The organism is Haloprofundus salilacus (assembly GCF_020150815.1).
Classification (GTDB): domain Archaea; phylum Halobacteriota; class Halobacteria; order Halobacteriales; family Haloferacaceae; genus Haloprofundus; species Haloprofundus salilacus.
On sequence record NZ_CP083723.1, the window covers coordinates 815,155 to 841,939 of the forward strand.

The following is a 26,785-nucleotide window of genomic DNA, read 5'->3' on the forward strand; positions in this document are numbered from 1 at the left end:
CCCGGCGACCGTTCAGTTCTCGGGTATCAGGTCGTCGAGCGTCGCCCGCGGGTTCCGGTAGCGACTGAGGACGGGTTCGTGGAGTTCGCCGTTCGTCGCCAAGACGTTGCCTCGCAGGATGGTCTGGACGTCGTCGTCGCCTTGGAAGTCGGTGACCCGGCCGCCCGCTTCCTGAACAATGAGCGTCCCGGCAGCGACGTCGACCGGTTTCAGCGCCCAGCAGGAGAACGTGTCGAACGCCCCCTCAGCCAAGAGGACCATGTCGACGGCCGCCGCGCCCAGTTGTCGAATACCGAGCGACTCCGCGACGAACTCGCGGAACAGGAGCAGGTACCGCGGATCGACGGCGCTCGCGCCACTGTAGAAGCCGACCGAGTTGAGCGACTCCTCGATGGTGGAGACGTTCGTCACCGACAGCGGGACGACCGACTCGACTTCGCTCGGGTCGCCGCCGGTGTCCTCGAACTTGATAGCACCCTCGCCGGCGACTGCGGCGTACACCTCGTCGCGCGGCGAGTAGTAGACGACGCCGGCGTGGAGTTCACCCTCCCTGACGACAGCGATGGAGACGCAGAAGTGCGGGATGCCGCGCACGTAGTTGGTCGTCCCGTCGAGCGGGTCGATTATCCAGACGAAGTCGCCCGAACGCGTGCCGCCCTGCTCCTCGCCGAACAGCGCGTGGTTGTCGGCCTCGAACTCGTCGCCGAGTTCCTCTCGAATCCGCTGCCGGATGGCTTGCTCGGCGTTCCTGTCGACTTCCGTGACGAGTTGCTGGGGGGCCTTCGTCTCGGCAGTCTTTATTTGGCCGAACTGTTCGTCGTGAATCGCCGCCGCCTCGCGGGCGGCGAGCAGGGCAATTCGGAGATAGCGGTCCTCCAGCACCGCGCCGTCGGTCTGCTGTCTGGGAACTGTGGACCCGCCGCCGCGGCCGAGCGCGCTCGCCACGTCGCTCCACCCCGCGGTCCCGCCGACGCCGGCGGCCGCTCCAGCCGCGCCGAGCGCTTTCAGCGTTCGGCGGCGGTCCTCGTCGAGTTCGTCGTCGGTCTCTCCCTCTCTGTTTTCTCGGTTCATGGTGCGCGAAATCTAGCTGCAACTACGACAATAACTATCGACCATGATAGTACATGGAGCGAGACTGCAGTCCGGTGCTCGCGAAGGTGGCCATCTCCAGCACAACCGACTTACCCGCTCGGTTCTCAGGAGAACCAATGAGTGGTCGGGAGCTGTTGGCGGCGTCGGACGTCGATTTCGACCCCGATACGGCAACCATCGAAGACGAGTCGGTGCTCGACCTGCTGGAGCCGTCGGTTCGCGAGTGGTGGGTCGAGCAGTTCGGCGAGTACGTCCCCGGCAACGGCGGTTTCTTCACCCCGCCGCAACGCGAGGCGGTACCCCTCATCCACGAACGAGCGAACGCGCTCATCTGCGCGCCCACCGGGTCCGGTAAGACGCTCGCCTCGTTTACCGCCATCATCAACGAACTGTTCCGACGGGACAGAGAGCGGGGCGAGGGCCTCGAAAACTCGGTGTACTGTCTCTACGTCTCGCCGCTGAAATCGCTCGCCAACGACATCCACCGCAATCTGGAGGTGCCGCTGGCGGGCATCTCCGAGCGAATGGCCGAGCGCGACGTCGACACCGAGATTCGCCACGCCATCCGCCACGGCGACACCGACTCCGCGGCCCGGCAGAAGATGCTCGAGGAGACGCCACACATTCTCAACACCACGCCTGAGACGCTTGCCATCCTGCTCAACTCGCCGAAGTTCAAGGAGAAACTACGGACGGTGGAGTACGTCGTCGTCGACGAGATTCACAGCCTCGCGGAGAACAAACGCGGGACGCACCTGTCGGTCTCGCTCGAACGCCTCGAAAATCTTGCCGAGTCGTCGCCGACGCGAATCGGCTGTTCGGCCACTGTCGAACCGCTGTCAACGATGGCGGAGTTTCTCGTCGGGCGGGAGGACGGCGAAATCCGAGAGTACGAGATCGTCGACACGCGGTTCGTCCGCGACTTCGACCTCCGACTAGAGTGTCCGACCGACGACCTCGTCGACACGCCGCGGCAGGTCGTCCAGAGTCGCTTCTACGACCGACTCCGCGAGCTCGTGGCCTCGCACACGAACACGCTCGTCTTCACGAACACCCGGTCTGGCGCCGAGCGCGTGTTACAGAACCTCCGAGAGCGCTTTCCCAAGCACTTCGACGAGTCGAACTCGGGCTGTCACCACGGGTCGCTCTCGAAGGACCGACGACAGGAGATAGAGCGGCAGTTGAAAGCCGGAGAGCTGGACGTGGTGACGACCTCAACCAGTCTCGAACTCGGCATCGACATGCCGCACGTCGACCTCGTCGTGCAGGTCGGGTCGCCGAAGTCGGTGGCGTCGCTGCTTCAGCGGGTCGGCCGCGCCGGCCACCGCCTCGGCGAGACAGTCCAGGGCCGCGTCGTCGCCCTCGACCGCGACGAACTCGTCGAGTGCGCAGTGATGCTGAAGAAGGCCGAGGAGGGGTTCGTCGACCGGGTGTTCGTCCCCGAGAACGCCTACGACGTGGCGAGTCAGCAGGTGTACGGGATGGCGATAAACGGCGTCGAGCGCGAAGCGGACGTGAAGGCGACGCTCTACCGGGCGTACCCGTACCGGAACTTCTCGGACGACGAGTGGGAGCGTCTGATGGCGTACCTGACCGCCGACTACGAGGGGCTGGAGGAGAAGAACGTCTACGCCAAGATCTGGCGCGATACCAACGACGCTCCGGACGGCGAGCACCACTACGAGGCGTTCGACGTGGGCGAACCCCTCATCGGCAAGCGCGGGCGACTGGCGCGCGTGATCTACATGACGAACATCGGCACCATTCCCGACTCGTTCACCTGCGACGTGTACGTCCGCAGTTCAAACGAGTGGGTCGGCAACCTCGACGAGGGCTACCTCGACACCCTCGAGAAGGGCGACGTGTTCGTCCTCGGCGGCGACAACTTCGAGTTCAGCTACCGCCGCGGGTCGAAGGTGTACGTCGACCGGACCGCCTCGCGTCCCACCGTCCCCTCGTGGTTCTCCGAGCGCCTCCCGCTGTCGTACGACCTCGGCCGCGAAATCCTCGACTTTCAGCGCGAACTGCTCGCTCACTTGGCGAGCGGCGGCCGGCCCGGCGTCCGCACGTGGCTCCGCGAGTTCCCAATGGACGAGAACAGCGTCCGCGCCGTCGCCCGGATGTTCGACGAACAGGTGCGCTACGCCGGTCCCGAGACGGTCAGCACCGAGTCGCGACTCGCCGTCGAGGAGGTGTTGGACCGCGACGAGTACCGCCGCAACTTCTACGTCCACTCCAACTACGGACGAAAGTTCAACGACGGTCTCTCGCGACTCGTCGCCGCCCGCTGCGCGCGGCGCTCGAACACGAACGTCAAAGTCGCCGTCGCTGACAACGGCTTCAGCATCTCGATGCCACTGAACCGGAAGGTGGACGTGGCGGACGTGATCCGCTCGCTGGACCCCGACGACGCCCGCGACGAACTCCGGCGGGCGCTCGACGGGACAGACCTCCTGAAGCGCTACTTCCGCATCAACGCGACTCGCTCGCTGATGATTCTGAAGCGGTACAAGGGGTACGAGAAGACTGCCGCCCAACAGCAGGTGTCTTCGGAGATGCTGCTGTCGTTCGCCCGGGAACTCGACGAGTTCGCGGTGATGGAGGAAACGTACCGCGAACTCGTCGAGGACAAACTCGACCTCGGGGGGATTCGGGAGGTTCTCGGGGACGTGCAGACGGGCGACGTGACGGTGACGCGCCGCGAACTCGACTCGCCGTCGCCGCGGGCGTTCGGTCTCGCCACGCTGATGGCCAGCGACGTGGTGCTCGCCGAGGACGAGTCGGCGGTGCTCAGAGAGTTTCACGAACGCGTCGTCGCCGAACTCGGCGACGAGGAGGCCGAAACAGCGTCGGCCGACCTTGGGTGGACCGACGACTGAGACGAAGAGAGACTCGACCGGGCGACGGGCCGGCGTTTCAGACCTCGTACTGCGGAACCGCCGCGTAGCGGTCGTACAGCACGCCGAGGACGTAGCCGTACGCCCAGTGGGAGACGAGCGTGAGGACGAGGTAGCCCGCCAGCGCCGCGCCCGTCTGCTCGGAGTAGAACGCGATGGCGAACCCCGTCCAGATGATACTCGAAAACGAGACGCCGCGGCGGGCGAGCGTCGCTCCGGGGAGAAACACCGCCAGCGAGACGAAAAGCAGCGGGAGCGTCGTCATCCCGCCGCCGACGAAGATGACGGTCCCGATGAGGAAACTCGGTCCGAGACCGACGATCTCGGACAGTCCCGCGAACGCCGACGGCTCGAGGACACCGAGGAGGATACCGATGGCGAGAATCGGCGTCATCGCCACCATCCCGCCGAGCCCCGCCCCGGCGGCGACGGTGGCCATGTCGAGACTCAGTCCCGCCTCCTGGTCGGATGTCTCTTGAGTCGCGCCCGAGTCTGTCATCGCCGGATTGTCGGAGCCCTTTGACATAGGTCGGTAGTGGGAAGGACAAGGCAAAAGCATTCGCGCGGGGTCGTCGAGGCCGTACTGTCCCGCTTCGCTCACTCTCTGTCCAGCGAACTCGATACAACGACGCGCCGCCTCACCGCGCCCAGTCGAGCATCCGGGCGTAGAACGCGTCGGATTCGAGCGCCTCGGCGTCGCCGACGAGGACGAGCGACTTCTTCGCCCGCGTGAGCGCCACGTTCACCCGGCGGTAGTCCTCGAATAGCGGCCCGTCCAACTCGCCGGTGGCGACGAAGGAGACGACGATGACCTCCTTGCTCGACCCCTGAAACCGGTCGACGGTGTCGACGGTCACGTCGAGGCGTTTCGTGAGTTCGGCGACCTGTGCGCGGAACGGCGCGATGACACCGATATCGGTGGCTTCGACGCCCGCCGCCTCGAACGACGAGACGACTTCCGCGACTCGGTCGGCTTCGATTGGATTAGCGTTGCCCTCGCGTCGCCCATCCGGGTCGACGAAGGAGACGCCGCCGCGGAGTTCTTCGGGAAGCACAGAGCCGTCGACGCCCGGCAAATCCGAGAGGCGCTGGGCGGCGACCTCCGGCGTCGCCGGGCGCAGTTTCCCGTCGTAGAACTCAGTGGACGAAAACGCCTGAATCCGCTGGGCCATCCGGTACTGGCGGTCGAGCATCACCGACGCCTCGGGGTAGGCGTCGATGAGGCGCTCGAACAGCGATTTCTGCAAGTCGTTCTCGGCCCTCACCACGGGCGGCAGTTGTTCGTGGTCGCCGACGAGGACGAACAGCTCGGCGAGGTTGAGCGCCGCGAGCGTCCCCGGTTCGGTGAGTTGCGACGCCTCGTCGACGAGCGCCACGTCGAACGCCTGCTCGCGGAGAACGCGCGACCCGCAGGAGGCCGTCGTCGCGGCGACGACACTCGCCCCGTTGAGTTCCGCTGCGCGCTCGTTCGGGTCGCCGTCGCGGACGAGACGGAGGTCCTGCATGTCGTCGCGGACGCCGGTCTCGGTGCCGACGCGCGCTATGTCCTCGAACCCCTGGTCGCGGAGTGCTTCGAGCGCGTTGTCGACGGCACGGTTCGTGAACGCGGTGAGAAGCACCCGGTCGCCCCGCTCGACCAGCGCGCGAATCGTCCGGGCGATAGTGTACGTCTTCCCCGTGCCGGGCGGGCCGTGGACGAGCGCGCAGTCCTCGGCGTTGACCGCCAAGTTCACCGCCGCGTTCTGCGCCTCGTTGTTGTCGATGTACTCAACCTCGTCGTCCTCGAACTCCGGTTCGCGGCGGCCGAACAGCACGTCCTTCCGATCCGCGTTCCCCTTCAACAGCGCGTCGTGCAGCGCCGTGAGCATCCGGTCGACCGAGAGGTCGGAGGGGTAGACGTCGAGGCGGCGCAGGTCGACTGGTTCGTCGGCGGTGACGACCACCTCTTCGCCCAGCGTCTGGATGCGACAGAGTTCGGCGTGACCCGTCACCGGGTTGCCGTCAGAGGCGAGCGCCACGTCGCCCTCGCGGAGCTTCGAGACGGCGTCGTCGGTCTTCCTCGCGCGGAGTTCCCAGCGCCCGCCCGGCAGTTCTCGGCGACCGAGCGGTTCGAGACCGATGACCGCTCTGTCGTCGTCCGCGCGTTCTTCCGCGGTTTGCTCCCAGAGTTTGCGGTACTCCTTGTGCGTCTCGCGGCGCTCCTCCTCGATGGCGTTGTAAAATCGGCGAAAGTAGTCGAGTTCGTCGTCGGGGAGCGGCTTTCCAATCTGTCCAGCCTTCGAGCGCTGGTCGAGGCGGCCGGAGACGACCATGCAGGTGTCCTGCTCGAAGCAGTACTGACACTTCGCGTCGGCTTCGAACCCCGTCGGAACGCCACCGTCGTACTCCAACGCCGCAATCTCGTTGCGGGTGCGGACCACGAAGTTGAGGAGGCCTTTGCCGATGGAGAAGTCCTTCGCAGGCGAGAGGTCGCCCGTCTCCTCAGAGCTGTCGAGCGCCGTGTTCTTCGTGTACAGCAGCGTCCCGGTGTCGACGGGGACGCCGCGCTCTTCGAGCAGCAGCGCGTAGCAGGCCGCTTGAATCTTGTCCTGGAATCGGGGGTCGCGCTTGAGGTTCTTACCCGTCTTGAGCTCGACGGGCGACCCGCGGCGGAGCGCGTCGGCGCGCCCCTTCACGCCGAATGTGGGGCTGATGAGCGTGTACTCGGAGCGCCACTCGTCCTCGTCGGTGAGCGTCCCCTGCGCCAACCATCCCTCGATGGCGGCGGCGTTGCGCCGCACCTCGTCCTCCACCTCGTCGCGCTCGCGGCCGAGCAACCCGAGTTGGAGGCCTGCCTCCGCGACGCGGTCGGAGATGGCGTCGTCGAGGTCACAGCCCCGAAGCAGGTCGCCGAACACCTCGTGGACGATGGTCCCCTTCACGACCGGGTAGTTCAGTGGAATTCCGGAGAGCTTGTTCAGATAGTACATCCGCGGGCACTGCACCCACGAACGGATGTCGGTCACGTTCACCAGAAAACCGGGTTCGAGGACGACGTAGGAATCAGAGCCGGTCGTGTAGCTCAGTTCACCTCGATACTCGTTCGTCTCGGCGTTCGTGACGAGCAGTTCCATCCCCGCCTCGGCGTGTTCGGCGGTATGGGTCCACTTCCCCCAGAGCGTCACCGTCACCGAGTCGTCGCCGTCGAGCAGTTCCTCGGCGTCCTCGCCCGTCGGCCGGACCGCGAGGTCGGCGACGTTGCGCTCGCCGTGCTTCGTCTCGACCGTCCGGGGACCGTCGACGTTCACGATTGGACCGCGAATCTTCACTACCGCAGGTGTGCGCCCCGTGTCTGAAAAACACTGTCGGTCACCGAGAGAAACCGGAGTACCGAAGGAGACGCCGCCCCCAGAGACCGATATGAGTGCCGCGAACGAAGGAAACGACGGCTACGAGACAAGCGACAGCCATGAGTAAGGGAGAAAACGCCGACGAGAGGGAAGATACGGCCGGGGGTGCCGGAGAGGTAGATGCGACCGACGGAGGCGGTACCGCCCCACAGTTCGGCCGAAAGTGGCGTCTGCTCCTCTTGGGGATGCTCGGCTTCGTCGCCGCGACGACGGTGCTGCAGTTTCAGGTCGAGGGCGCGAGCGCCCTCCCTGAGATCCTCGTGAGCCTCTACGTCGTCGCCGTCGTCGCCTACGGCGTCGTCACCGACGCGATGCGGACGCGCCGGTTCCGCATCGCGCTCTACGCGGGGGCCGTCGCGTGGGGCGCGGTCAGACTCGGGGAGGGCGACACTAGCCTCGTCACGTACGCGCTGCTCGTGTTCGGCGCGTTCCTCCTGACGCGGGAGCTGACGTTCACGGACCGATAGCGGCCCGGACAGTCCGACCGACAAACTCATTCGAGCGGCACGCCAACGCGACCCATGCGCGTGAGAGTGTGGCGAGACATCCTCGAAGACGTGACCGAGGACAGCACCGACGCCGAAGACTGGCGAGCGGTCGCCGGTCACCGCCGCGACGGTGTCGGCGAGGACCTCGTGATCGGCCACCCGAGCCGAGGCGTCTACTTCCTGAAGACGTACGCGAAGAATCCCTACGAACTCCGCGGCGTCGGCGCGCGGGTCGCCCGCCGCGTCGACGACGGCATCGAACCGCTGCTACCGAACCGCGAGAGCGAGGGTCGCTTCGCCGTCCAAAGCCCACCGGAAGACGACGAGCACGCGAAGACGATGGCCAAGCGCGTCCAGGAGACGGTCCGAGTCCACGGCGACGCGCCGACGACGCCCGACGACCTCTTCACCGACTTGATGGAGGCGCTCGACAGTCCCGCGTTCGGGCCGATGGAGTTCGCCCCCGAGCAGCGACCCGACTCGCTCGACGCGTTCGCAGACGAGTTCGAGGAGGCCGAACGCCTGCTCGACGCCGAACTCGACGACTTGGTCGAAGCGGACGAGGTCGGTCGCGGCTTCCAGTGAACAGTGAGCGTGGCCGAGCGCGGTCAACGCTGTCGAACCGTCTCGACAGCGTTGAAATGCCCCCGAACCGTGGATTCGGTATGAACGCCTTCGACGCGACGCTTCCGACCGACGAGAGCCGGAACGGGACCTACTGATGGTCGGCCCGAGCCTCTCCGACGACGAGCGCGACGCCGCTTCGAGGCGGTTGAAACTGTTCTTCGTCGTCCTCGTGGGCGCGTCCGGCGGTCTCATCGCCCTGCAGGTCGAGCCGACGCCGCTGGAACTCGCGCTCTCGACAGTCGGCGGACTGCTCGTCGGGTGGGTGCTGTTGGTGTTTCTCGTTCGATCGTTCCGACAAGAACCGCGGTAACTCCGCCGCTCGCCTCGGACGCTCACTCACTCGGCTATCTCGAACGTCGCCTCCTCGTCGCCGACAAACGCCCGATACTCGCCGGGTTCGACGACGTGGCCCTCGCCCGGTTTGTGGAAGCCGAACTCGGTCGCGGGAATCGACACCGTGACCGACTCGGACTCGCTGGGTTCGACCGACACCCGTTCGAAGCCGACCAGCCAGCGCTCGGGTCGGACGCGCGAACTCACCTCCTGACGGCCGTAGACGTGGACGGTCTCGGTGCCCGGCCGGTCGCCGGTGTTCGAGACGGTTACCGTCACGTCGAGTTCCCCCTCCTCCTCGAGTTCGGCGTTCTCGACGCCGAGGTCGCCGTACTCGAACATCGTGTAGCTCAGCCCGTGGCCGAACTCGTACAGCGGCGCGTACGACGGCGGATGTTCGTCGTCGCCGATGGGCCGTGGATGCGCGAGGTGGTCGTGGTACTGCGGCAGGTCGCCCGTCGACCGCGGCACCGAGATGGGAAGCCGTCCGCTGGGATCGTTCTCGCCGAACAGCGTCTCGGCGACGGCGCGGCCGCCCTCGGTACCGGGGTAGTACGCCATCAAGAGACCCGCGGCGTTGCGGTCGAGCCAGTCGACGGCGAGCGGGCGTCCGGTGACGAGCACGCCGACGACCGGCGTACCGGTCTCGTGAATGCGGTGGGCGAGTTCGCGCTGTGCGTCCGACAATCCGAGTTCCGAGCGCGTGGGCCACTCGCCCGTCGGAACGCCCGCCTGCGCGGCGGGACCGAACTCGTGGAGATACCAGCCCTCGCCGAGCGCCAGTACGGCTACGTCGGCCTCCGCGGCTTTCTCCGCGGCGGCGTCCAAATCGAGCGTCTCGTTGAGCGTCGCGCCCTGCTCGTAGGTGACGCTCGCGTCGTTGTCGTCGCGCTCGGCGCACTCGCGGAGCGCCTCCAGAACCGTCTCGCCGACGGCGTCGTCGGCGTCGAGCACGCTCCACCCGCCGAGTTGGTGAACGAGATCGTCAGCGTTCGGTCCGCAGACGAACACGTCCTCGTCACCCGACAGCGGGAGGATGCCGTCGTTTTTGAGCAGGGTCATGCTGGCGCGGGCGGCCTCGCGCGCCACCTCGCGGTGGTCGTCGCTGCCGACCGTCTCGACGGCGGCGTCCGGGTCGACGAACGGGTCTTCGAACAATCCGAGTTCGAACTTGCGTTCGAGGACACGGCGGACGCTCGCGTCGAGTGTCTCCTCGTCGAGTTCGCCGCTTTCGACCAGGTCGACGAGGTTCTCGGCGTGTTCGACGCTGCCGACGGAGGCGACGTCGAGTCCGGCTGCGTGGGCCTGCTGGACGGCGTCGCGCTGATCTTTCGCCGTCCGGTGGTCGGCGGCGAGCTGTCGGACGCCGTTCCAGTCGGAGACGACGTGGCCGTCGAACCCCAGCTCGTCGCGGAGCAGGTCGGTGAGAACCGTCTGGGAGCCGTGGGAGGGTTCGCCGTTGACGGAGTTGTAGCTCGGCATCACCGAGTCGACGCCCGCTGAGAGCGCGTCCACGAACGGTCGGGTGAACGTGTTTCGGAGCTTGTACTCCGACACGTCGACGGGCGAGGCGTCCTCGCCGCGCTCGGGTTCGCTGTACGCCGGGAAGTGTTTCGCCGTCGCGAGAACGGGATCTTCGCCCTGCTGATAGCCGCGCACCTTCGCCGCCGCCAGCGTCGCACAGAGCAGCGGACTCTCGCCGAACGTCTCGAAGGTGCGCCCCCAGCGCAGGTCGCGCGCCACGTCGCAGGTCGGCGAGTAGTTCTGGTGCGCGCCGGACCGTCTGACCTCCGTCGCGGTGATTTCGGCGCTCTTTTCGACCAATTCGGGGTCCCACGTCGCCGCCGCGCCGAGACCGTTCGGGAACACAGTCGTGTCCGCGACGTAGGCGTTGCCGTGGACCGCGTCGAGGTTGAAAAGCATCGGAATCCCGAGTCGCGTCTCCTCGCGGGCGACGCGCTGGAGTTCGTTGGCGAGTTCGGCGACGTCGACCGGGTCCGTCGCGAGCGGCGCGGCCCACCCGAAGGGCGCGGCGACGCCGAGGTAGTACTCGCGGACCGCGTCCGCGACGTCCTCGAACGTCAGTTCCTCGCGGAGGTGACCGCCCCACGTCCCGACGAGCTGTCCAGCCTTCTCTTCGAGCGTCATCCGGTCGATGAGATCCAAGACGCGCTCGGCGGTGTCGAGGTCCTGTCGTCGATACGGCGGCGTCTCGTTGTCGTCACTCATGGGTGACAGTAGCGGAGAGAGCGTGAAGAACGTTCAGGCGTCGGCGATTCGAACGGAAGTCGAGCGTCTGCTCTCGAACGGTCCGCTCTCAGGGGTCGACGCGCGCCAGCCAGAGGCCGGGGTCGTCGAGTTCCTTGTTGGTCGGCAGGTTCTCCGGTTTCTCCCAGACTTTGCTGGCGGCGGCTACGCCACGGACCTCGGCGACGGACTCGAAGAAGCGCGCGCCGCGTTCGTACTGGCGACGCTTGAGGCCGAGTCCGAGCAGGCGGCGGGCGAGTTGCGCTAACGGACCGCCGCCGCGACGGCGCGCGTCGAGTTTTCGTCGGAGGTCCTCGTAGTCATCGTCGAACGCGCGGTCCATCAGCAGTTCTGCGTATCCCTCGACGGCCGTCATCGCGGTGTCGAGTTCGCGGAACGCCTCCCGGTCGATGGTTCCCTCAGTGAGTGCGTCGACGCCGCGCTCCATCCGCGATTCGAGATGACCCGAGAGCCACGGGGCCGCGCCGAACTCCGCGGCGTGCGAGACTTCGTGGAACGCGATCCAGCGGCGGAAGCGGGGGTAGTCGACGTTCAACTGGTCGGCGACCTTGCGAATATTGGGGTGGACGAAGTAGAGACCGTGGGCGTCGTCGCCCTCGGCCAGGAGAAGGGGGTCGTACTGGCCGAGCACGTTGCCGCCGAGAAACGAGAGCATGAACGCCATCGACCCGGTGTTGAGGGTTCGGGCGACACCGGGGAAAATGCCCTCGGCGCGCTCTTCGAGCGGCCGCATTACGCGCTCGAACGTGAGGATGTTGGCGTCTATCCAGTGGTGGCGGTTCTGCACCTCGATGGCGTCGGGGAGGTCGAACTCGACGTCGCCGACCGTTCGAAGTCGGTTGCGGGCGTCGCGTACGTCGGCGGCGTAGCCCGCCCGTTCGTCGTCAGAGAGAGTCAGATCCCCGGGCTCGGTGGCGGCTTTCGCGGCCTCTGCGACAGCGTCCCAGTCGATGACGCCGGTGCCCGACGCGCCCGCGACTGCCCGGACGCTACGGTAGAGGTTCATACGTGCTCTCCGTGCGCACGGCAGAAAACGCTTCGCGTGGAGACCGCTCCGCGCGGAGACGGAACGCCCGGTGGCGCGCGCGCCTTACGCTTCTTCGCTGAGTTCGTCGAGCTCTTCGAGTTCGTCGAACCCGGCGTCGTCGCCCATGAGGCTCCGCGCGGCCGCTGTGATGACGACGACCAACACGAGCGCGAGAAGGAGTTTGCCGCCGCTGCCGCCGGAGTCGCTCTCGTCGTCTTCGACCTCGTCGGCGGCCGTCTCTATCTGGTCGACGTCGCCCTCGGTGTCGGCGGTTCCGTCGTCGCTCGCGGCTCCCTTGCCGAGCAGTTTCGAGACGCGACCCTTGGCCTCCTCGACCGCCTCGCTCTGCTGGCCTTTCTCGCCGCCGAGCATCGGCGCGGTGTTCGTCGGACTGAAGCTGAACCCGTCGTGCAGGTGAACCTCGAATATCGTGAAGTCTGCCATAGCTGTAGATAATCCGACGAGCACGAACTTAGACGTTGTGGCGGTTCCTCGCCCATCACAGCGAGTGCTCACATCGTCGGGTTCATGTCTGCGGTATGTAATCGTTGGGCATGCACCACACTCAACGACGGTTTCTGGACGAGCTGCTCACCACGCCGAGTCCGTCAGGCTACGAGACGCGCGGCCAACGCGTCTGGGTCGACTACGTGAGCGAGTTCGCCGACGACGTACGTACCGACGCCTACGGCAACGCCGTCGCGGTCCACGAAGGCTCCGGCGACGGTCCCGAACTCGCCTTCGCGGGCCACGCCGACGAAATTGGCTACATCGTCCGCCGCGTCGACGAGGAGGGCTTCGTCCGAATTGGCGCTATCGGCGGCGCGGACCGCACCGTCTCGAAGGGCCAGCACGTGACGATTCACGCCGACGAACCGGTTCACGGCGTCGTCGGCCAGACGGCGATTCACCTACGTAACTCCGACGACGAACTCGAGAACATCGAAAAGCAACACGTCGACGTGGGCGCGACGAGCAGTGAAGAGGCCGAATCGCTGGTCGAAGTCGGCGACCCGGTCACCGTCTCCTCCACGGTCCAAGATCTCCACGGGACGCGCGTCGCCGCCCGAGGGATGGACAACCGCGTCGGCACGTGGTGCGCCGCCGAAGGACTTCGACTCGCTGTCGAAGCGGACGTAGACGCCACGGTGTACGCCGTCAGCACGGTTCAGGAGGAAGTCGGTCTACGCGGCGCGCGGATGGTCGGCTTCGACCTCGCGCCGGACGCCGTCGTCGCCGTCGACGTGGGCCACGCCACCGACTCGCCGGACGTGAAGAGCGAACACCGAAACGGCGTCTCGCTCGGCGGCGGTCCGGTCGTCTCCCGCGGGAGTGCGAACCATCCGGTCGTTGTCGACCTCGCGCGGCGAGCGGCGCGGGAGGCCGACATCGAAATACAGCTGGAGGCGAGGGGGAGTGCGACCGGCACCGACGCCGACGCGTTCTACACCCAGCGCGGCGGCGTGCCGTCGCTGAACGTCAGCGTCCCGAACCGCTACATGCACACGCCGGTCGAAGTTGTCGATACGGACGATTTAGACGATATCGCGGCGCTGTTCGGCGCGATGGCCGAGCAGGTGGGTGATATCGAGTCGTTCGCTGTCAATATCTGAACTGGGCGGTTCGAGCGTTCTTCATTTCTCACAGAAAACTTATTACTCGAACCACTAATCAGCAGACGTTACGCACCTCGGTGCTGACAGTCGGCCCTCCACGTCGGCACCTTCTGTTTCGGTCACCGTCCGGTGAGCGGAGCGTTTCGGCCGGAACGCGGGGGGTACGGGAGCCACGAAGATGACGAAATATACGCGCCGTTTGGTGCTCGCCGCCCTCGGCGTCGCCGTCGGGAGTACGAGCATCGGTTGTCTGACGCGGACCCGAGAGTCGCGACAAACGCCGGCGGACGAACCTGTGACGACCGAACGACTGACCCCCACGTCGACGCCCGACGAGACGCCGACGGCGTACTGGATCGAGAGAGCGTCGAACGCGCCTGACCCGAACAAACCGATCTACGTTCGAGGACGCGACACCGACGGCGGGACGGTTCGAGTGCAAGTCGTCCGGGAAGCGACGGGGGAGACCGTACACGACCAGCGACACCCCGTTGTGCGCGGGAGAATTGAGGTGTACAACCTTCGAGACGCCGAACCCGATGGGGTGGAACGGTTCTCCGTCTGCGCGAAGTTGGTCCCCCGCGAGAAGACGGATACCGCGACGACAGAGACGACTACGGCGACGGACGACACCAACACAGCGGCAACCGACGCCGTAACGACCTCCGATTCGGACCCCGGGCCTCGGGCAACGTCCGATTGCTCGAGCATCGAGACGAACGAGTGTTACGGTACCCTCGAAATCGTCATCGACGACGATGGACAGTTGAGAACCCAGTATTCGATTTGTTGAGCCCTCGACTGCGACGTCCACCGTTCGCCAGAAACGGCTCTGGCGTGCGTGAGCCTCTCACACCGTCTGCGGCCGAAAGACAATCGTTAAAAGTCGTCGCAGAAATATTCGGGATATGGCTGGAACTATCGAAGTGCTCGTCCCCGGCGGGCAGGCCAACCCCGGTCCGCCGCTCGGACCGGAACTCGGCCCGACGCCGGTGGACGTGCAGGCCGTCGTACAGGAGATCAACGACCAGACCGACGCGTTCGACGGCATGGAAGTCCCCGTCACCGTCGAGTACGAGGACGACGGCTCGTTCGAGATCTCCGTCGGCGTGCCGCCGACGGCGGCGCTCATCAAGGACGAGGCCGGCTTCGACACCGGCAGCGGGACGCCGCAGTCGGAGTTCGTCGCCGACCTCTCCATCGATCAGGTGAAGAAGATCGCCGAGCAGAAGAGCCTGGACCTGCTCGCCTACGACGTGAAGAACGCCGCCAAGGAGGTCGGCGGCACCTGCGTCACGCTCGGTGTCACCATCGAGGGCGAGGACGCCCGCACGTTCAAACAGCGCGTCGACGACGGCGAGTACGACGACGTGCTCGCCGAGGAAGCGACGGCGTAGTTCCACTTCACGCCCTTTTCGCGGAGCTTAGAGGAAGAGCAACAGCACCGCGTACCCCGCTGCACCAACGACGAATGCGACGAAATTACTCTGCCGCTGTTCGGGCAGTTCCTCCTTGATGACGTTGAGGACGACGCCACCGGCCAGAAAGGCGAACAGCAGTGCGAGGTTCACCTCAGAGAGGCCGACGAGTTCACCGACGACCCACCCGCCGAGCACCGCACCCGCGAGCAGCCACCGACCGTAACGGTGGTACGGTCGCTCGTGAAGGCGGCGAAAGCCCGCGTCAGTCACGAAGAAGTGAAACCCCATCGCGAGGAAGAAAAACAGCAGATTCCAAAGCCCGGTTTCGATGCGGTGGACCAGCAGGTAGCCGATGATGAGGTTGTAGAGACCGAACGAGGCGACGTGAACCCAGAACACCCAGTCGCCCTCCTCCTCGTTCGCCTCGGATCGCGACCGCTGGGCCAGCCGTTCGAGGCCGTAGAACGTGGCGAACCCGCCGAGCGCGACGAGGTAGGCGTGATGTTCAAGAAAGGGGAGGAGACCGAGACTCGACTCGCGCAGCGTCTCCTGTTCTTCGCTCAGTTCGGGGAGGATGTGGACGAACACGTACGCGAGCGACGCGCCACCGGCGAACGATATCCAGACGCGCTGCGAGACGAGCGCGGTGGCGCGGAAGCGCTCGGCTTCGAGGTGGATGACCGCGAGACCGACAGCGAGGACGAACGTCCACGGCGGCGAAAGCATCGGGTGAAAGAGAGGAGGCTACTCCAAAAGGGCCGGTGCTTGTCTGTGAACGTACTTCTTCGGTCGCTACGCCGACTCCCCGGTCGCCAAGCCCCGAAGCGCCTGCACGATTTGGTCGAGCGTCTCCGCCTGTCCGGTGATACCGTGGCGAGCGGCGAGGTAGGTCGGACGGTTGTAGCCGACGTGTACCTGCCCGACGGCGTCCTCCCAGACGAGCAGTTTCTGCGGGAGGTCGATGCCGACGGTCTGCGCTTCCTGCATAAGCCGCGTGCCGACGGCCGGGTTCCCGAAGACGAGGAGCGTCGTCGGACGGAGCTCGAGGTCCTCGTCTGCAGCGCTCTGGGCGTGGTCGACGGTCGTCACGAGCGTGAACGGGCCGTCCTCGATGGCACTCGTCAGGCGGTCGACCGTCGCGTCGAACGAGTCGTCGCTCTCGACGGTTTCGAAACCCGGGACGACCCGCTCGCCGCGCAGTACGGCGGTGAGGCTGTGCTCGCCCGACTCGAACGTCCCGGTGTCGGAGTCGAGCAGAAAGCCGTCTTCGAGCGAGAGTGCGAGGCCCGCTTCGGAGAGTTCGTAGACGACGAGCGAGAGCGTCTGTACGCAGCCTTCGGCGACGGAGAACGTCACCGAGACAGTGCCGTCTGACTCGATGCGGATAGGGTCGCTGTCGACGCAATCGGCGATGCGGGAGTCGAGTGACGCTCCGTCCCCTTCGGTGACAACCGGCCGGGTCGTCGTGCCGACGACGTATCTGATGACTCTCCGTCGGACGTCGAGCGTTTCCGACGTCTCCTCGGACTGCGGCGGCGACCCGGCGACGAGGGCAGCGACGTATCTACTCGTCGACTGGCTCTCGGAACTCCCCCCGTTGACTTGCTTGGCGCTCGCGACTGGGACGCTCGCGGTGAGTCCGGTCGTCGCCGCCCCGACACCGAGGAGACGGAGAAAGTTTCGGCGGTCGAACCGGTCGCCGCGTGTCCTGTGCGTATCGACAGCTTCCGTGTTGACAGCGTCGTCGGTGGTCGCGGTGCGTTCGCTCGTCGATGGGTCGTCGCGGGTCATCGTACCGAACCGTACGGAGATGAAGACGATAAAGAACCGGCGCGAGAGTGCTTGGAACCATCGGACAATATCTTTTAATGTAGTGTACCATATTGACGAATTACATCGAGCGGATATCGTGGACCGGCGCAGACGGCCGTTATCGACTGCGAACGCCTCACACACGGTGGCTCCCGCTTCGACGCTTTTAAGTCCGCGATGACCCTCGTTCCGGTGAGACAGGCAGACGCCTGTTTCACTGACCCGTAGGAGCAGTTCCTGCGTACTACGGAGGTGAATAATGGCAGACGACTCTATCGTACAAGCGGTCTCTCGCGCGCTCGACGAGGCACCGGCTCGCAACTTCAGCGAGACGGTCGACCTCGCCGTTAACCTGCGCGACCTAGACCTCAACGACCCATCGAATCGTGTAGACGAGAGTATCGTCCTTCCGTCCGGCACCGGCCAGGACACCCATATCGTGGTGTTCGCCACGGGAGAGACGGCGCTCCGCGCCGAGGACGTCGCAGACGACGTCCTCGACGGAAACGACCTCGAAGAACTCGGTGACGACTCCGACGCCGCCAAGGACTTGGCGGACGAGACGGACTTCTTCGTCGCCGAAGCCAACATGATGCAGGACATCGGCCGTTACCTCGGTACCGTGCTCGGTCCCCGAGGGAAGATGCCGACGCCGCTGCAGCCCGACGACGACGTCGTCGAGGTCGTCAATCGAATGAAGAACACGGTCCAGCTTCGGAGCCGCGACCGGCGCACGTTCCACACGCGCGTCGGCGCGGACAGCATGTCCGCCGACGAAATCGCGGACAACATCGACGTCATCGTGCGTCGCCTCGAAGCGGACCTCGAGAAAGGCCCACTCAACATCGACAGCATCTACGTGAAGACCACCATGGGCCCCTCCGTTGAGGTGGGCGCATGAGCGAGAGCGAATCCGTCCGCAAGACGGAGACCATTCCGCAGTGGAAGCAGACGGAGGTCGACGAACTCGTCGACTTCGTCGAGAACCACGCGTCGGTCGGCGTCGTCGGCGTTACCGGCATCCCCAGCCGACAGTTGCAGAACATGCGGCGGGAGCTTCACGGTAGCGCGGCCGTCCGGATGAGCCGCAACACGCTGCTCGTCCGGGCGCTCGAACAGGTCGACAGCGGCTACGAGGACCTCGTCGAACACATCGAGGGGCAGGTCGCGCTCGTCGGGACGAACGACAACCCGTTCGGGCTGTACAAACAGCTCGAAGCGTCGAAGACACCCGCCCCCATCAACGCGGGCGAGATCGCGCCCAATGACATCGTCATCCCCGAGGGCGACACCGGCGTCGACCCGGGTCCGTTCGTCGGCGAACTCCAGCAGGTGGGCGCGCAAGCGCGCATCATGGACGGCTCGATCAAGGTGACCGAGGACTCCACCGTTCTCGAAGCCGGCGAGGAAGTCAGCGCCGACCTCGCGAACGTGCTGAGCGAACTCGGTATCGAGCCAAAAGAGGTCGGTCTCGACCTGCGCGCAGTCTACTCCGAGGGCACGCTGTTCGACCCCGAGGACCTCGACATCGACGTTGACGAGTACCGCGCGGACATCCAGTCCGCCGTCTCGGCAGCGACGAACCTCTCGGTCAACGCCGTCTACCCGACGACGCAGACCGCGCCGCTGCTCATCGCAAAAGCGACGAGCGAGGCGAAGGCCGTCGGCATCAGCGCCGCCATCGCCGAACCGGAGCTCGTTCCGGACCTCGTCGCGAAGGCGGACGCGCAACTCCGCGCGCTCGCGGCGCAGATCGACGACGAAGAGGCGCTCCCGGAGGAGCTTCGCGGCGTGGAAGCGCCCGCGGCGCCCGCCGAGGAGTCCGCGGACGAGGAACCGACTGACGAAGAAGACGCAGACGCCGAACAGGCGGCCGAGGAAGACGCCGACGACGACGAAGACGACGACGGCGGCGACGCGCTCGGCGCGATGTTCGGCTAATCAACACCAACAGAGATCACAACAATGGAATACGTTTACGCAGCTCTCATCCTGAACGAAACGGACGAAGAAATCAACGAGGACAACGTCACCGCGGTGCTCGAAGCCGCCGGCGTCGACGTCGAGGAATCCCGCGTCAAGGCGCTCGTCGCCGCGCTGGAAGACGTCGACATCGAGGACGCCATCGAGACGGCCGCCGCGGCACCCGCCGCCGCGCCCGCCGGTGGCGCCGCCAGCAGCGAAGAACTCGACACCGTCGACGAGGACGAGGCCGAGGAAGCCGAAGAAGCAGAAGCCGAAGAAGACGAGGAAGACGAAGAGGCCTCCGGCGAGGGTCTCGGCAACCTGTTCGGTTAAAACGGACGCGTCAGCCGACTCCGCCGTCTCGTTTCGACACTCAATCCCGCGTTTTTTGAACTCGACCCGACGAGCGACCGCGATATCCGCTGGCGGCTCAGACCTCAAAATCATGATCTCACCCGGTACGATGGGTTCACCTGGCACGACCATTTAAATACGAACGCGCGGCCAGTTCGCCGGGATGGACCCGCTTTCGGTTCGGCCGACGTTCGCGCTCGCGCTCGGCGTCCCCGACCCGGCGATAACGGCGACGGCGCTTCCCGGCCACCGTCTCGTCGTCGCCGGGCGCGGCCGGGAGGCGCTCAGGCTCTCCGCACTCGGGAGCGTGCTCGCCGTCGCGCTGGCGGTTCCGCTCGCCCTCCCGGTGACGTGGCTGATGACGGAGGCGTATCCAACGGTCCGAGAACACCTTCCTGTCGTCCTTCTGGTCGTCGTCCTGTCGCTGCTGGTCACCAAGTCTTCGCGGCGCTCCGCGCTCGCGGGCGCGTTCTGTTTCGCGCTAGCGGCCCTCCTCGGCGTCTCGACGCTCGGTTTGGACCCGAACGCGCCACTAGCACTCGGCGGAATGCTCGCGCCGCTGTTCTCTGGCCTGTTCGGCGCGCCGGTGCTACTCGACGCGTTCGACGGCGCCGGCGTCCCGCCTCAGGACGACGCGACGTTGACGCTCTCGGGTCGGGAGATCGGGTGGACCGCGGGGGCGGGGTCGCTCGCGGGCGCTTTCGTCGGCTACTTGCCGGGTGTGTCGGCGGCCGTCGCATCGGTGCTCTCGCTGCCGCTCGTGCCGAACACCGGCGGTGAAGGAGCGCGCGGCTTTCTCGTCGCGTCGAGCGGTGCCAATACGTCGAACACGGTGTTCGCCCTCTTCGCGCTCGTCGCGCTCGGCACGCCGCGAACCGGGGTGATGGTCGCGCTCGACGACGGCGGGGGTGGCGTCGGTTCGGGCGCGCTGCCCGCGCTGCTCGCGGCTACTGCCGTCGCTGCACTCGTCGGATTCGTCCTCGTCCTGGTCGTCGGTGACCGCTACCTCCGCGTCGTCGGGCGGGCGAACTACGCCGTCGTCTCGGTGACGGTGCTCGCGCTGTTGGTCGCACTCTCGTGGTTGTTCGCCGGCCCGGTCGGCGTCGGCGTGTTCCTCGTCGCGTCGCTCGTCGGTCTCGTTCCAGTTCGACTGCGAACCCGGCGCGTCCACCTGATGGGCGTGCTCGTCGGTCCGCTGATTCTGGGAGTCTGAGTCGCGTCCGCACACCGTCTGGCGGTTCCGAGCGGGCGACGAGACGGGAGTGAAAGACAACGATTAAAAGTCGTCGCCGGGTTTGTCTGGGTATGAGCCAGACGGACCAGCGACAGGAGCGCCAGTGTGTCTCCTGCGGTATCAACATCGCCGGGATGAGCGCGGCGTCGTTCAAATGCCCGGACTGCGGGTTGACCATCTACCGGTGCGCGAAGTGTCGCAAGCAGAGCAACCTCTACGAGTGCCCGGACTGCGGGTTCATGGGGCCGTAATCATGGGGAAAGTCGCCGCCAAGATGAAAGTGATGCCGCAGAGCCCCGAAATCGACCTCGACGAACTGCAGGAGCGTCTCGAGGACGCGCTGCCCGAGGGCGGGAAGATCAACGGCTTCGAGCGCGACGAAGTCGCGTTCGGACTCGTCGCCCTCCTGCCGACGGTCATCGTCCCCGACGATGCCGGCGGCACAGAAGCCATCGAGGAGGCGTTCACGAACGTCGACGGCGTCGAGAGCGTCGCCGTCGAGAACGTCGGTCGCATCTAACGCACCTTTTTTAATGGGGTCCTCGCGCCGCTTTGCGGCGCTCGAACCCCGCCAAAAAATCTGTACCAAAAAGGCCGCTCGGCCGTTCGACCTCGCTCGCGGTCCAACGACCTAACACGAACCGCACCGCCACCAGCGACCGCATCCAACCGCTCCGAGTGTTTATCAGTGAATATGGGACCAGACAGCCCCATGCGTTGACGAGTCGTTGCGGAGTCGGTCAAGGTGGGTGTACGGCGCGCCGCTCCGCGAGTCGTGGGTATCGCTGTGCCGTCTGTTCGCTACAATCGATTTCTCGCTTGCTTCATCGTTCGTCGCCACGACGAACGAACAGTCAGAGGGAGAGATAGATGCTTCTGCGAACGCCGCGTCCGTCTCGGACTTCTGGTTCGTCTGCCGTCGGCGTCAGTCGAGCGCCGCGTCGAACGCCTGTTGGAGGTCCGCCTTCTGGTCGTCGACGTGCTCGATGCCGACGCTGACGCGGATGAGGCTATCCGTGAGACCGGCCGCGACGCGCTCCTCGCGCGGAATCGCCGCGTGGGTCATGGGTGAGGGCTGTTCGATGAGGCTCTCGACGCCGCCGAGACTCTCCGCGAGCGTGAACACCTCGGTGTTCGAGACGACGGCGCTGGCCTGGTCGAGCGTGCCGTCGAACTCGAAGCTGAGCATCCCACCGAAGTCGTCCATCTGCGCGGCGGCGACGTCGTGCTGCGGGTGGGCGTCGAGTCCGGGGTAGTAGACGTGGTCGACCGCCTCGTGGTCGTCGAGCCACTGCGCGAGTTCGCGGGCGTTGTCGCAGTGACGGTCCATCCGGACGGGGAGCGTCTTCGTCCCTCGGAGGACGAGGAAGCAGTCGAACGGGCCCGGCGTCGCGCCGACGCTGTTCTGGTAGAAGCCGAACCGCTCGTCCAGTTCCTCGTCGTCGGTGACGAGTGCGCCGCCGACCACGTCGGAGTGCCCGCCGAGGTACTTCGTCAGCGAGTGGCTGACGACGTCGGCGCCGTGTTCGAGCGGGCGCTGGAGGTACGGCGTCGCGAACGTGTTGTCGACCGCGCAGAGTGCGTCGTTGTCGTGGGCGATATCGGCGAGCGCGGCGATGTCGTTGACGCGCATGAGCGGGTTCGTCGGCGTCTCGACCCACAGGAGCTTCGTCTCCGGGCGCATCGCGTCGGCGACGGCGTCGTGGTCGGTGGTGTCGACGAAGTCGAACTCGACGTCGTACTGCTCGTACACCTGCGTGAAGATACGGTGGGTGCCACCGTAGACGTCGTCGCCGGTGACAACGTGGTCGCCGGATTCGAGCAGGTTCATCACGGTGTTTATCGACCCCATCCCCGAAGAGAAACATCGCCCGTACGCGCCGCCTTCGAGGCTGGCGAGGTTCTCCTCTAAGGCCGTCCGCGTCGGGTTGCCCGTCCGCGAGTACTCGTAGCCGCGGTGCTCGCCCGGCGCGTCCTGTTCGTACGTGGAGTTGGCGTAGATAGGCGTCATCAGCGCTCCCGTCTCGGGGTCCGGTTGCTGTCCGTCGTGGATGGCGCGCGTCTCGATTCGTGGCTCCGAACGGTCGTCCATACGGAGACCTGTTCGCAATAACGTGTTACTCTTACTCTTCCGCGGCGCGGGAACGTGTCTTTTATAATCCGACCGTGAGTAACCCACTCCACGACCATGCCGAGTTCGAACGGTCCACTCAAGGGAAGCACGAGAGGCAAACTGACGAATCATCCGCGAGAGCGCGGGACATCCCCGCCACAGCGCGCGATCCAGGAGTTCGAGGTCGGACAGAAAGTCCACCTCAACATCGACCCGAGCGTCCGTAAAGGGCGTTTCCACCCGCGTTTCAACGGCCACACCGGCGAGGTTCTGGGTAAACAGGGCCGCGCGTTCAAGGTCGAAATCAACGACGGCGGTAAGGCCAAGACGGTCATCACGCGCCCGGCGCACCTCCGCGCGCAGAAGTAGGATGACGATATTCAAAGAGAAGCTCGACGAGGAGAACCTCACCATCTCGGAGGTAAAGCCGCTGCTGCAGGAGGTCGAAGCAGAGCGCGCGGCCGACGAAGAGCGCGAGCTTCGCTACGAGTTGGCGCGCTCCATTGAGCACGTCAACCGGTTCGCCGTGCTCGATCCCGAGGAGTCGCGCGAACTCGTCGAAGAGCTGCTCGAGGTGGAGAAGGTCGACGAACAGACCGCGTTTAAAATCACCGACCTCCTCCCGCAGGACCGCAACGAACTCCGCGCCGTCTACGCACAGCAGCGCTACGCGCTCTCGGGCGACGAACTCGACGAGATTCTCGATATCGTCGCCAAGTACGCGTAGACCTGGCCTATTTTTTAAATAGCCCGTCACCGTATACGACGGTTATGGCTGGTTCAGAACGCGGTGACGACGAGGCGGAGAGTCAACCGCAGTACGCAGTCGTCCTCGACTATCTCCCGTACGGGAGGCCGGACGACGACCGGCCGCGGTACCAGAAGCAACCGATAGCGTACGCGCTCGGCGAGGAGCAGTTCCGCCTCGTCGAACTCACCTTCGACGACGACGCCGACGTGGGTATCGGAGACCGCGTCGTGATAGAACCGAACGCAGCGCGAGAGCACATCCAACGTATCCGCACCGTCGACTACGACGAGCTCTCGAACAGCGCAATCAACGAACTGGAGTACGTCGTCGCCGACGTTATCGACGCCGACGAGGAGCGTTTCGTCACCTTCTACAACGACGCCCAACCCATCACAATCCGTCTCCACCAGTTGGACCTGCTCCCCGGAATCGGCAAGACGCTCCGAAACAACATCCTCGAACAGCGCAAGCGGAAAACGTTTGAGGACTTCGAAGACCTCCAAGAGCGCGTCTCTGGTCTCCACAGGCCGAAGGAGGTGCTCGCGGAACGAATCATCGAGGAACTCCGCGACGAGGACCTCAAGTACAAGACGTTCGTCCGTCGGTCGGCCGACGGATGAGGCGTCTCCGACCGCTTTCTCGTCGACAGAGTCGCTCTCCGGCGAGCGACCGCGAACGGGAACTTTACCCACGTCGGGTGTGAAGCCCGTTCAATGACTGGGTCGGACGGAGAGTCCCACAGCCCCGAGCGACGTAACCCGGACGCCCTGATCCGACGGGCGGGCGTCCGCGGCGACCCCGACCACGACCAACACTTTCTGGTCGACGACCGCGTGCTCGACCGCATCCCCGACTACCTCCCCGAAGGAACCGACACGAGCCACGTCCTCGAAATCGGCGGCGGTCCCGGCGCGCTGACCGACCGCCTGCTGGCCGTCGCCGACCGCGTGACCGTCGTCGAACGCGACCCGACGTTCGCGGCGTTTCTCGAACGGGAGTTCCGCGAAGAGATCGAGGCGGGCAAGTTGACGGTCGTCGAACGCGACGCGCTCGACGTCGAGTTGCCGGAGTTCACCGCGTGCGTCGCGAACCTCCCGTACGGCGTGTCGAGCGAAATCGCCTTTCGACTGCTGCCCGAGAAGCGCCCGATGGTGCTGATGTTCCAGAAGGAGTTCGCCGATCGGATGGTCGCAGAATCCGGTAGCGCCGACTATGGCCGCCTCTCAGTGAGTACCCAACACTACGCCGAGGCCGAACTCGTCGAGCCCGTACCGCCAACGGCGTTTTCGCCGCCGCCCGCCGTCGACAGCGCAATCGTTCGATTGACGCCGCGCGACCCGGACTACGACGTCGACAACGAGCAGTTCTTTCTCGACTTCGTGAAGGCCATCTTCACCCAGCGCCGCAAGACCGTCAGAAACAGCATTCGGAACACGGCGCACATCTCTGGACTCGCGGACCCCAACGCCGTCGTCGACGCCGCGCCCGAGGAACTGCTCCGAAAGCGCGCCGGGAAAGTGACGCCGAGGGAGTTCGCCGAACTCGCCGCCATCGCGGCCGAGTACCGCGGAGGTGGCGATGGATAGCGCCCACGTTCTCGTCGCTGAGGAGACGGGGTGGCGGGGGCTGATTCCGTGGTTAGCGAACGCCGAACCGTATCCCGAGGCGCAGATTCTCGTCACGGTGATCATCTCCGCGACGCTGCTCGCGTTCAGACGCGGCGCGCACCAGTGGGCCGACAATCGCGGGTGGGAAGTCTCGGAGTTGGGCGTCTCCGGCGTTGTCGCGCTCATCACGACGGGAGGCATCGTCGTCCTCATCGGGACGTGGGGGCTGACGACGCAGTTGGAGAACGCGTACACCGACTTGGATCTCGCCTCCCAGTTACCGAAACTCGCGCTGTCGTTCATCCTCGTCGGTGCGGCGTACGCGCTCACCGGGTTCATCGGCCGCCTCATCCAGCGACTCGCTGTGTCGAGCAACATCACCGAACACCAGCGCGAACTCGTCTACCGACTGACGCAGGTCGGCATATACTCGCTCGTCGGACTCGTCGTCATCGGCCTGCTCACCGAGAACGTCGGAAACCTGCTCGTCGGTGCCGGCTTCCTCGGCATCGTCGTCGGGATGGCTGCCCGTCAGACGCTCGGGTCGGTGTTGGCGGGGTTCGTCCTGATGTTCTCGAGACCGTTCGAGATCGGCGACTGGGTCGAAATCGGCGAGAACGAGGGCATCGTCACTCATGTCTCCATCGTCACGACCCGCCTCCAGACGTTCGACGGCGAGTACGTGATGATACCCAACGACGACGTGAGCGCGAAATCCATCGTCAACCGCACCCGGAAGGGACGACTCCGCATCGACGTCGAAGTCGGCGTCGACTACGATGCCGACGTCGACCACGCCGCCGACGTGGCGCTCGACGCCGTCAAGGGTATCGACGAGGGGCTGTCAGTGCCGTCGCCGCAGGTCGTGCTCAAGGAGTTCGGCGAGTCGGGCGTCATCCTGGGCGTCCGCATCTGGATAGACAACCCCAGCGCGCGCCGGAAGTGGCGCGCCCGGACGGCGGTCATATTGGCGGTGAAATCCGCCTACGAGGAGGAGGGAATCAACATCCCGTTCCCGGTTCGCGAACTGATGGGCCGCGAAGCCAGCGGCGGGTTCAAACTCGCCGAGGGGTCGCGCTCGGTGCAAGCCAGCGCCAGTACCGACGGCGGCGAGAGCGGTGGGCGAGGCGAGAGCGAATGAGCGACGACGAAACGCCCGAGTCAGACGCGACGACCCGCCACTCGCTGGCCGAGCGCCGCGGCGTCGAGACGCGCGTCTACCAACCGGCCGAGGACTCAGGTCTCCTCGCGAGAGCCGCGGTCGAACGCGCCCGCGGGCGGACGCTCGAAGTCGGCACCGGGTCGGGGTGGGTCGCCGCGAAAGTCGCCGCCGAGACCAATGCCGAAGTCGTCGCCTCCGACCTCAACCCCCACGCCTGTCGCGAGGCGAAAAAACGGGCGGACGACCTGCGAGCGGAGGGCGGGGAAGGGTTCGACGTCGTTCGCGGGGACCTCTTTTCGCCCTTTGCCGACGGCGCGTTCGACACCGTGCTTTTCAATCCGCCCTATCTTCCGACCGACCCCGACAACGACTGGGGTGACTGGATGGAAGTTGCGCTCTCGGGCGGCGAGTCCGGCCGAAAGCTCATCGACCCGTTCGTCGACGACGTAGGTCGCGTACTCGCTTCGGGCGGACAGGCGCTGCTCCTCGTGAGCAGTCTGTCGGGCTACGACGAGGTGGTTCAGCGGGCGAAAGACCGAGGGTTCGACGTGGAGAGCGTCGCCGAAGAGTCGTACCCGTTTGAGACGCTGTCGATTCTTCGGCTCGTCGACTGACTCACGCCCGTCCGT

28 protein-coding genes are annotated in these 26,785 nt (G+C 65.8%); 19 read left to right on the forward strand and 9 right to left on the reverse strand.

All coding sequences use genetic code 11. The features are described 5' to 3' along the window. Positions 1-12: 12 nt before the first annotated feature. The gene (locus LAQ58_RS04255; RefSeq protein ID WP_224449374.1) at positions 13-1,071 is read right to left on the reverse strand and encodes an inositol monophosphatase family protein; all 1,059 of its coding nucleotides are present in this window, start codon (positions 1,069-1,071) and stop codon (positions 13-15) included. A 137-nt stretch (positions 1,072-1,208) separates the two neighbouring features. Between LAQ58_RS04255 and LAQ58_RS04260 the strand changes: the two genes are divergently transcribed. Next, positions 1,209-3,971 (forward strand): ATP-dependent helicase, encoded by a 2,763-nt coding sequence (locus tag LAQ58_RS04260; protein ID WP_224449375.1) that lies wholly within the window; start codon positions 1,209-1,211, stop codon positions 3,969-3,971. Positions 3,972-4,008: 37 nt separating this feature from the next. Here LAQ58_RS04260 and LAQ58_RS04265 read toward each other — a convergent pair whose 3' ends face one another. Continuing rightward, a complete protein-coding gene (locus LAQ58_RS04265; protein ID WP_224449376.1) occupies positions 4,009-4,515 on the reverse strand; it encodes a DUF6789 family protein in 507 nt (168 codons plus the stop codon). Positions 4,516-4,627: 112 nt separating this feature from the next. Then, positions 4,628-7,297, reverse strand: a complete 2,670-nt coding sequence (locus tag LAQ58_RS04270) for an AAA domain-containing protein (RefSeq protein WP_224449377.1) — start codon at positions 7,295-7,297, stop codon at positions 4,628-4,630. A gap of 140 nt (positions 7,298-7,437) precedes the next feature. Here LAQ58_RS04270 and LAQ58_RS04275 point away from each other — a divergent pair, with 140 nt between their 5' ends. The 3 genes from LAQ58_RS04275 to LAQ58_RS04285 all read left to right on the forward strand — a co-directional run bounded on the left by LAQ58_RS04275 (position 7,438) and on the right by LAQ58_RS04285 (position 8,803). After that, positions 7,438-7,845, forward strand: a complete 408-nt coding sequence (locus LAQ58_RS04275) for a hypothetical protein (RefSeq protein ID WP_224449378.1) — start codon at positions 7,438-7,440, stop codon at positions 7,843-7,845. A 54-nt stretch (positions 7,846-7,899) separates the two neighbouring features. Continuing rightward, on the forward strand, positions 7,900-8,451 hold the full coding sequence (locus tag LAQ58_RS04280; RefSeq protein WP_224449379.1) for a hypothetical protein: 552 nt from the start codon (positions 7,900-7,902) through the stop codon (positions 8,449-8,451). 136 nt (positions 8,452-8,587) lie between these two features. After that, positions 8,588-8,803 (forward strand): hypothetical protein, encoded by a 216-nt coding sequence (locus tag LAQ58_RS04285; RefSeq protein WP_224449380.1) that lies wholly within the window; start codon positions 8,588-8,590, stop codon positions 8,801-8,803. 26 nt (positions 8,804-8,829) lie between these two features. Here the strand turns inward: LAQ58_RS04285 and LAQ58_RS04290 are convergent, their stop codons facing one another. The 3 genes from LAQ58_RS04290 to LAQ58_RS04300 form a co-directional block, all read right to left on the reverse strand. Beyond that, the gene (locus LAQ58_RS04290) at positions 8,830-11,055 is read right to left on the reverse strand and encodes a glycoside hydrolase family 3 N-terminal domain-containing protein (RefSeq protein ID WP_224449381.1); all 2,226 of its coding nucleotides are present in this window, start codon (positions 11,053-11,055) and stop codon (positions 8,830-8,832) included. 88 nt (positions 11,056-11,143) lie between these two features. Continuing rightward, positions 11,144-12,100, reverse strand: a complete 957-nt coding sequence (locus LAQ58_RS04295; protein WP_224449382.1) for a zinc-dependent metalloprotease — start codon at positions 12,098-12,100, stop codon at positions 11,144-11,146. Positions 12,101-12,184: 84 nt separating this feature from the next. After that, complete coding sequence (locus tag LAQ58_RS04300; protein WP_224449383.1) at positions 12,185-12,565, reverse strand: hypothetical protein; 381 nt, start codon at positions 12,563-12,565, stop codon at positions 12,185-12,187. A 110-nt stretch (positions 12,566-12,675) separates the two neighbouring features. On the opposite strand from LAQ58_RS04300, the gene LAQ58_RS04305 reads away from it, so the two are divergent. The 3 genes from LAQ58_RS04305 (at position 12,676) to LAQ58_RS04315 (ending at position 15,134) form a co-directional block, all read left to right on the forward strand. Further along, the gene (locus LAQ58_RS04305) at positions 12,676-13,734 is read left to right on the forward strand and encodes a zinc-binding metallopeptidase family protein (protein ID WP_224449384.1); all 1,059 of its coding nucleotides are present in this window, start codon (positions 12,676-12,678) and stop codon (positions 13,732-13,734) included. Positions 13,735-13,915: 181 nt separating this feature from the next. Continuing rightward, positions 13,916-14,530: a hypothetical protein gene (locus tag LAQ58_RS04310; RefSeq protein ID WP_224449385.1), complete on the forward strand. Its 615-nt coding sequence runs from the start codon at positions 13,916-13,918 to the stop codon at positions 14,528-14,530. Positions 14,531-14,645: 115 nt separating this feature from the next. Beyond that, positions 14,646-15,134: a 50S ribosomal protein L11 gene (locus tag LAQ58_RS04315; RefSeq protein WP_224449386.1), complete on the forward strand. Its 489-nt coding sequence runs from the start codon at positions 14,646-14,648 to the stop codon at positions 15,132-15,134. Between the two features lie 27 nt (positions 15,135-15,161). On the opposite strand, the gene LAQ58_RS04320 is transcribed toward LAQ58_RS04315, so the two are convergent. Both LAQ58_RS04320 and LAQ58_RS04325 read right to left on the reverse strand, forming a co-directional pair. After that, positions 15,162-15,884: a ZIP family metal transporter gene (locus LAQ58_RS04320; protein WP_224449387.1), complete on the reverse strand. Its 723-nt coding sequence runs from the start codon at positions 15,882-15,884 to the stop codon at positions 15,162-15,164. A 66-nt stretch (positions 15,885-15,950) separates the two neighbouring features. After that, positions 15,951-16,949 carry a DUF302 domain-containing protein gene (locus LAQ58_RS04325; RefSeq protein WP_224449388.1) on the reverse strand — a complete coding sequence of 333 codons (999 nt, stop codon included), beginning with the start codon at positions 16,947-16,949 and terminating at the stop codon, positions 15,951-15,953. A gap of 280 nt (positions 16,950-17,229) precedes the next feature. Here LAQ58_RS04325 and LAQ58_RS04330 point away from each other — a divergent pair, with 280 nt between their 5' ends. The 6 genes from LAQ58_RS04330 to LAQ58_RS04355 all read left to right on the forward strand — a co-directional run bounded on the left by LAQ58_RS04330 (position 17,230) and on the right by LAQ58_RS04355 (position 21,043). Next, positions 17,230-17,871, forward strand: coding sequence for a 50S ribosomal protein L1 (locus LAQ58_RS04330; protein WP_224449389.1), 642 nt, complete (start codon positions 17,230-17,232; stop codon positions 17,869-17,871). Then, positions 17,868-18,911 carry a 50S ribosomal protein L10 gene (locus tag LAQ58_RS04335; RefSeq protein ID WP_224449390.1) on the forward strand — a complete coding sequence of 348 codons (1,044 nt, stop codon included), beginning with the start codon at positions 17,868-17,870 and terminating at the stop codon, positions 18,909-18,911. Before LAQ58_RS04330 ends, LAQ58_RS04335 begins: the two co-directional genes overlap by 4 nt. Positions 18,912-18,935: 24 nt before the next feature. Next, positions 18,936-19,268 carry a 50S ribosomal protein P1 gene (gene rpl12p / locus LAQ58_RS04340; RefSeq protein WP_224449391.1) on the forward strand — a complete coding sequence of 111 codons (333 nt, stop codon included), beginning with the start codon at positions 18,936-18,938 and terminating at the stop codon, positions 19,266-19,268. A 184-nt stretch (positions 19,269-19,452) separates the two neighbouring features. Continuing rightward, a complete protein-coding gene (locus LAQ58_RS04345; RefSeq protein ID WP_224449392.1) occupies positions 19,453-20,502 on the forward strand; it encodes a tripartite tricarboxylate transporter permease in 1,050 nt (349 codons plus the stop codon). Between the two features lie 92 nt (positions 20,503-20,594). Further along, on the forward strand, positions 20,595-20,774 hold the full coding sequence (locus tag LAQ58_RS04350; protein WP_224268723.1) for an HVO_2753 family zinc finger protein: 180 nt from the start codon (positions 20,595-20,597) through the stop codon (positions 20,772-20,774). A 2-nt stretch (positions 20,775-20,776) separates the two neighbouring features. Beyond that, the gene (locus LAQ58_RS04355) at positions 20,777-21,043 is read left to right on the forward strand and encodes an elongation factor 1-beta (RefSeq protein ID WP_224335270.1); all 267 of its coding nucleotides are present in this window, start codon (positions 20,777-20,779) and stop codon (positions 21,041-21,043) included. A gap of 405 nt (positions 21,044-21,448) precedes the next feature. Here the strand turns inward: LAQ58_RS04355 and LAQ58_RS04360 are convergent, their stop codons facing one another. Further along, the gene (locus LAQ58_RS04360; RefSeq protein ID WP_224449393.1) at positions 21,449-22,615 is read right to left on the reverse strand and encodes a cystathionine gamma-synthase; all 1,167 of its coding nucleotides are present in this window, start codon (positions 22,613-22,615) and stop codon (positions 21,449-21,451) included. A gap of 96 nt (positions 22,616-22,711) precedes the next feature. Here LAQ58_RS04360 and LAQ58_RS04365 point away from each other — a divergent pair, with 96 nt between their 5' ends. The 6 genes from LAQ58_RS04365 to LAQ58_RS04390 all read left to right on the forward strand — a co-directional run bounded on the left by LAQ58_RS04365 (position 22,712) and on the right by LAQ58_RS04390 (position 26,770). Beyond that, the gene (locus LAQ58_RS04365) at positions 22,712-23,005 is read left to right on the forward strand and encodes a 50S ribosomal protein L21e (protein WP_224268726.1); all 294 of its coding nucleotides are present in this window, start codon (positions 22,712-22,714) and stop codon (positions 23,003-23,005) included. Between the two features lies 1 nt (position 23,006). Further along, positions 23,007-23,363, forward strand: coding sequence for an RNA polymerase Rpb4 family protein (locus LAQ58_RS04370; protein WP_224449394.1), 357 nt, complete (start codon positions 23,007-23,009; stop codon positions 23,361-23,363). 44 nt (positions 23,364-23,407) lie between these two features. Beyond that, entirely contained in the window at positions 23,408-24,007 is a 600-nt protein-coding gene (locus tag LAQ58_RS04375) for a DUF655 domain-containing protein (RefSeq protein WP_224449395.1), read from the forward strand. A 93-nt stretch (positions 24,008-24,100) separates the two neighbouring features. Then, positions 24,101-24,973 carry a 16S ribosomal RNA methyltransferase A gene (locus tag LAQ58_RS04380; protein ID WP_224449396.1) on the forward strand — a complete coding sequence of 291 codons (873 nt, stop codon included), beginning with the start codon at positions 24,101-24,103 and terminating at the stop codon, positions 24,971-24,973. Next, positions 24,966-26,135, forward strand: coding sequence for a mechanosensitive ion channel family protein (locus tag LAQ58_RS04385; protein ID WP_224449397.1), 1,170 nt, complete (start codon positions 24,966-24,968; stop codon positions 26,133-26,135). The genes LAQ58_RS04380 and LAQ58_RS04385 overlap by 8 nt, the downstream gene beginning before the upstream one ends. Then, entirely contained in the window at positions 26,132-26,770 is a 639-nt protein-coding gene (locus LAQ58_RS04390; RefSeq protein WP_224449398.1) for a HemK2/MTQ2 family protein methyltransferase, read from the forward strand. The genes LAQ58_RS04385 and LAQ58_RS04390 overlap by 4 nt, the downstream gene beginning before the upstream one ends. Positions 26,771-26,785 lie beyond the last annotated feature (15 nt).

Excerpts from the sequence above, each read along its gene's own strand:
- LAQ58_RS04355 (WP_224335270.1), top strand. The coding sequence starts at position 20,777 with ATGGGGAAAGTCGCCGCCAAGATGAAAGTGATGCCGCAGAGCCCCGAA.
- LAQ58_RS04280 (WP_224449379.1), top strand. The coding sequence starts at position 7,900 with ATGCGCGTGAGAGTGTGGCGAGACATCCTCGAAGACGTGACCGAGGAC.
- LAQ58_RS04390 (WP_224449398.1), top strand. The coding sequence starts at position 26,132 with ATGAGCGACGACGAAACGCCCGAGTCAGACGCGACGACCCGCCACTCG.
- LAQ58_RS04370 (WP_224449394.1), top strand. The coding sequence starts at position 23,007 with ATGACGATATTCAAAGAGAAGCTCGACGAGGAGAACCTCACCATCTCG.
- LAQ58_RS04325 (WP_224449388.1), bottom strand. The coding sequence starts at position 16,949 with ATGACCCGCGACGACCCATCGACGAGCGAACGCACCGCGACCACCGAC.
- LAQ58_RS04315 (WP_224449386.1), top strand. The coding sequence starts at position 14,646 with ATGGCTGGAACTATCGAAGTGCTCGTCCCCGGCGGGCAGGCCAACCCC.
- LAQ58_RS04300 (WP_224449383.1), bottom strand. The coding sequence starts at position 12,565 with ATGGCAGACTTCACGATATTCGAGGTTCACCTGCACGACGGGTTCAGC.
- LAQ58_RS04285 (WP_224449380.1), top strand. The coding sequence starts at position 8,588 with ATGGTCGGCCCGAGCCTCTCCGACGACGAGCGCGACGCCGCTTCGAGG.
- LAQ58_RS04350 (WP_224268723.1), top strand. The coding sequence starts at position 20,595 with ATGAGCCAGACGGACCAGCGACAGGAGCGCCAGTGTGTCTCCTGCGGT.
- LAQ58_RS04305 (WP_224449384.1), top strand. The coding sequence starts at position 12,676 with ATGCACCACACTCAACGACGGTTTCTGGACGAGCTGCTCACCACGCCG.
- LAQ58_RS04360 (WP_224449393.1), bottom strand. The coding sequence starts at position 22,615 with ATGGACGACCGTTCGGAGCCACGAATCGAGACGCGCGCCATCCACGAC.
- LAQ58_RS04330 (WP_224449389.1), top strand. The coding sequence starts at position 17,230 with ATGGCAGACGACTCTATCGTACAAGCGGTCTCTCGCGCGCTCGACGAG.
- rpl12p (WP_224449391.1), top strand. The coding sequence starts at position 18,936 with ATGGAATACGTTTACGCAGCTCTCATCCTGAACGAAACGGACGAAGAA.
- LAQ58_RS04385 (WP_224449397.1), top strand. The coding sequence starts at position 24,966 with ATGGATAGCGCCCACGTTCTCGTCGCTGAGGAGACGGGGTGGCGGGGG.
- LAQ58_RS04375 (WP_224449395.1), top strand. The coding sequence starts at position 23,408 with ATGGCTGGTTCAGAACGCGGTGACGACGAGGCGGAGAGTCAACCGCAG.
- LAQ58_RS04310 (WP_224449385.1), top strand. The coding sequence starts at position 13,916 with ATGACGAAATATACGCGCCGTTTGGTGCTCGCCGCCCTCGGCGTCGCC.
- LAQ58_RS04365 (WP_224268726.1), top strand. The coding sequence starts at position 22,712 with ATGCCGAGTTCGAACGGTCCACTCAAGGGAAGCACGAGAGGCAAACTG.
- LAQ58_RS04265 (WP_224449376.1), bottom strand. The coding sequence starts at position 4,515 with ATGTCAAAGGGCTCCGACAATCCGGCGATGACAGACTCGGGCGCGACT.
- LAQ58_RS04255 (WP_224449374.1), bottom strand. The coding sequence starts at position 1,071 with ATGAACCGAGAAAACAGAGAGGGAGAGACCGACGACGAACTCGACGAG.
- LAQ58_RS04345 (WP_224449392.1), top strand. The coding sequence starts at position 19,453 with ATGGACCCGCTTTCGGTTCGGCCGACGTTCGCGCTCGCGCTCGGCGTC.
- LAQ58_RS04275 (WP_224449378.1), top strand. The coding sequence starts at position 7,438 with ATGAGTAAGGGAGAAAACGCCGACGAGAGGGAAGATACGGCCGGGGGT.
- LAQ58_RS04380 (WP_224449396.1), top strand. The coding sequence starts at position 24,101 with ATGACTGGGTCGGACGGAGAGTCCCACAGCCCCGAGCGACGTAACCCG.
- LAQ58_RS04295 (WP_224449382.1), bottom strand. The coding sequence starts at position 12,100 with ATGAACCTCTACCGTAGCGTCCGGGCAGTCGCGGGCGCGTCGGGCACC.
- LAQ58_RS04335 (WP_224449390.1), top strand. The coding sequence starts at position 17,868 with ATGAGCGAGAGCGAATCCGTCCGCAAGACGGAGACCATTCCGCAGTGG.
- LAQ58_RS04260 (WP_224449375.1), top strand. The coding sequence starts at position 1,209 with ATGAGTGGTCGGGAGCTGTTGGCGGCGTCGGACGTCGATTTCGACCCC.
- LAQ58_RS04290 (WP_224449381.1), bottom strand. The coding sequence starts at position 11,055 with ATGAGTGACGACAACGAGACGCCGCCGTATCGACGACAGGACCTCGAC.
- LAQ58_RS04320 (WP_224449387.1), bottom strand. The coding sequence starts at position 15,884 with ATGCTTTCGCCGCCGTGGACGTTCGTCCTCGCTGTCGGTCTCGCGGTC.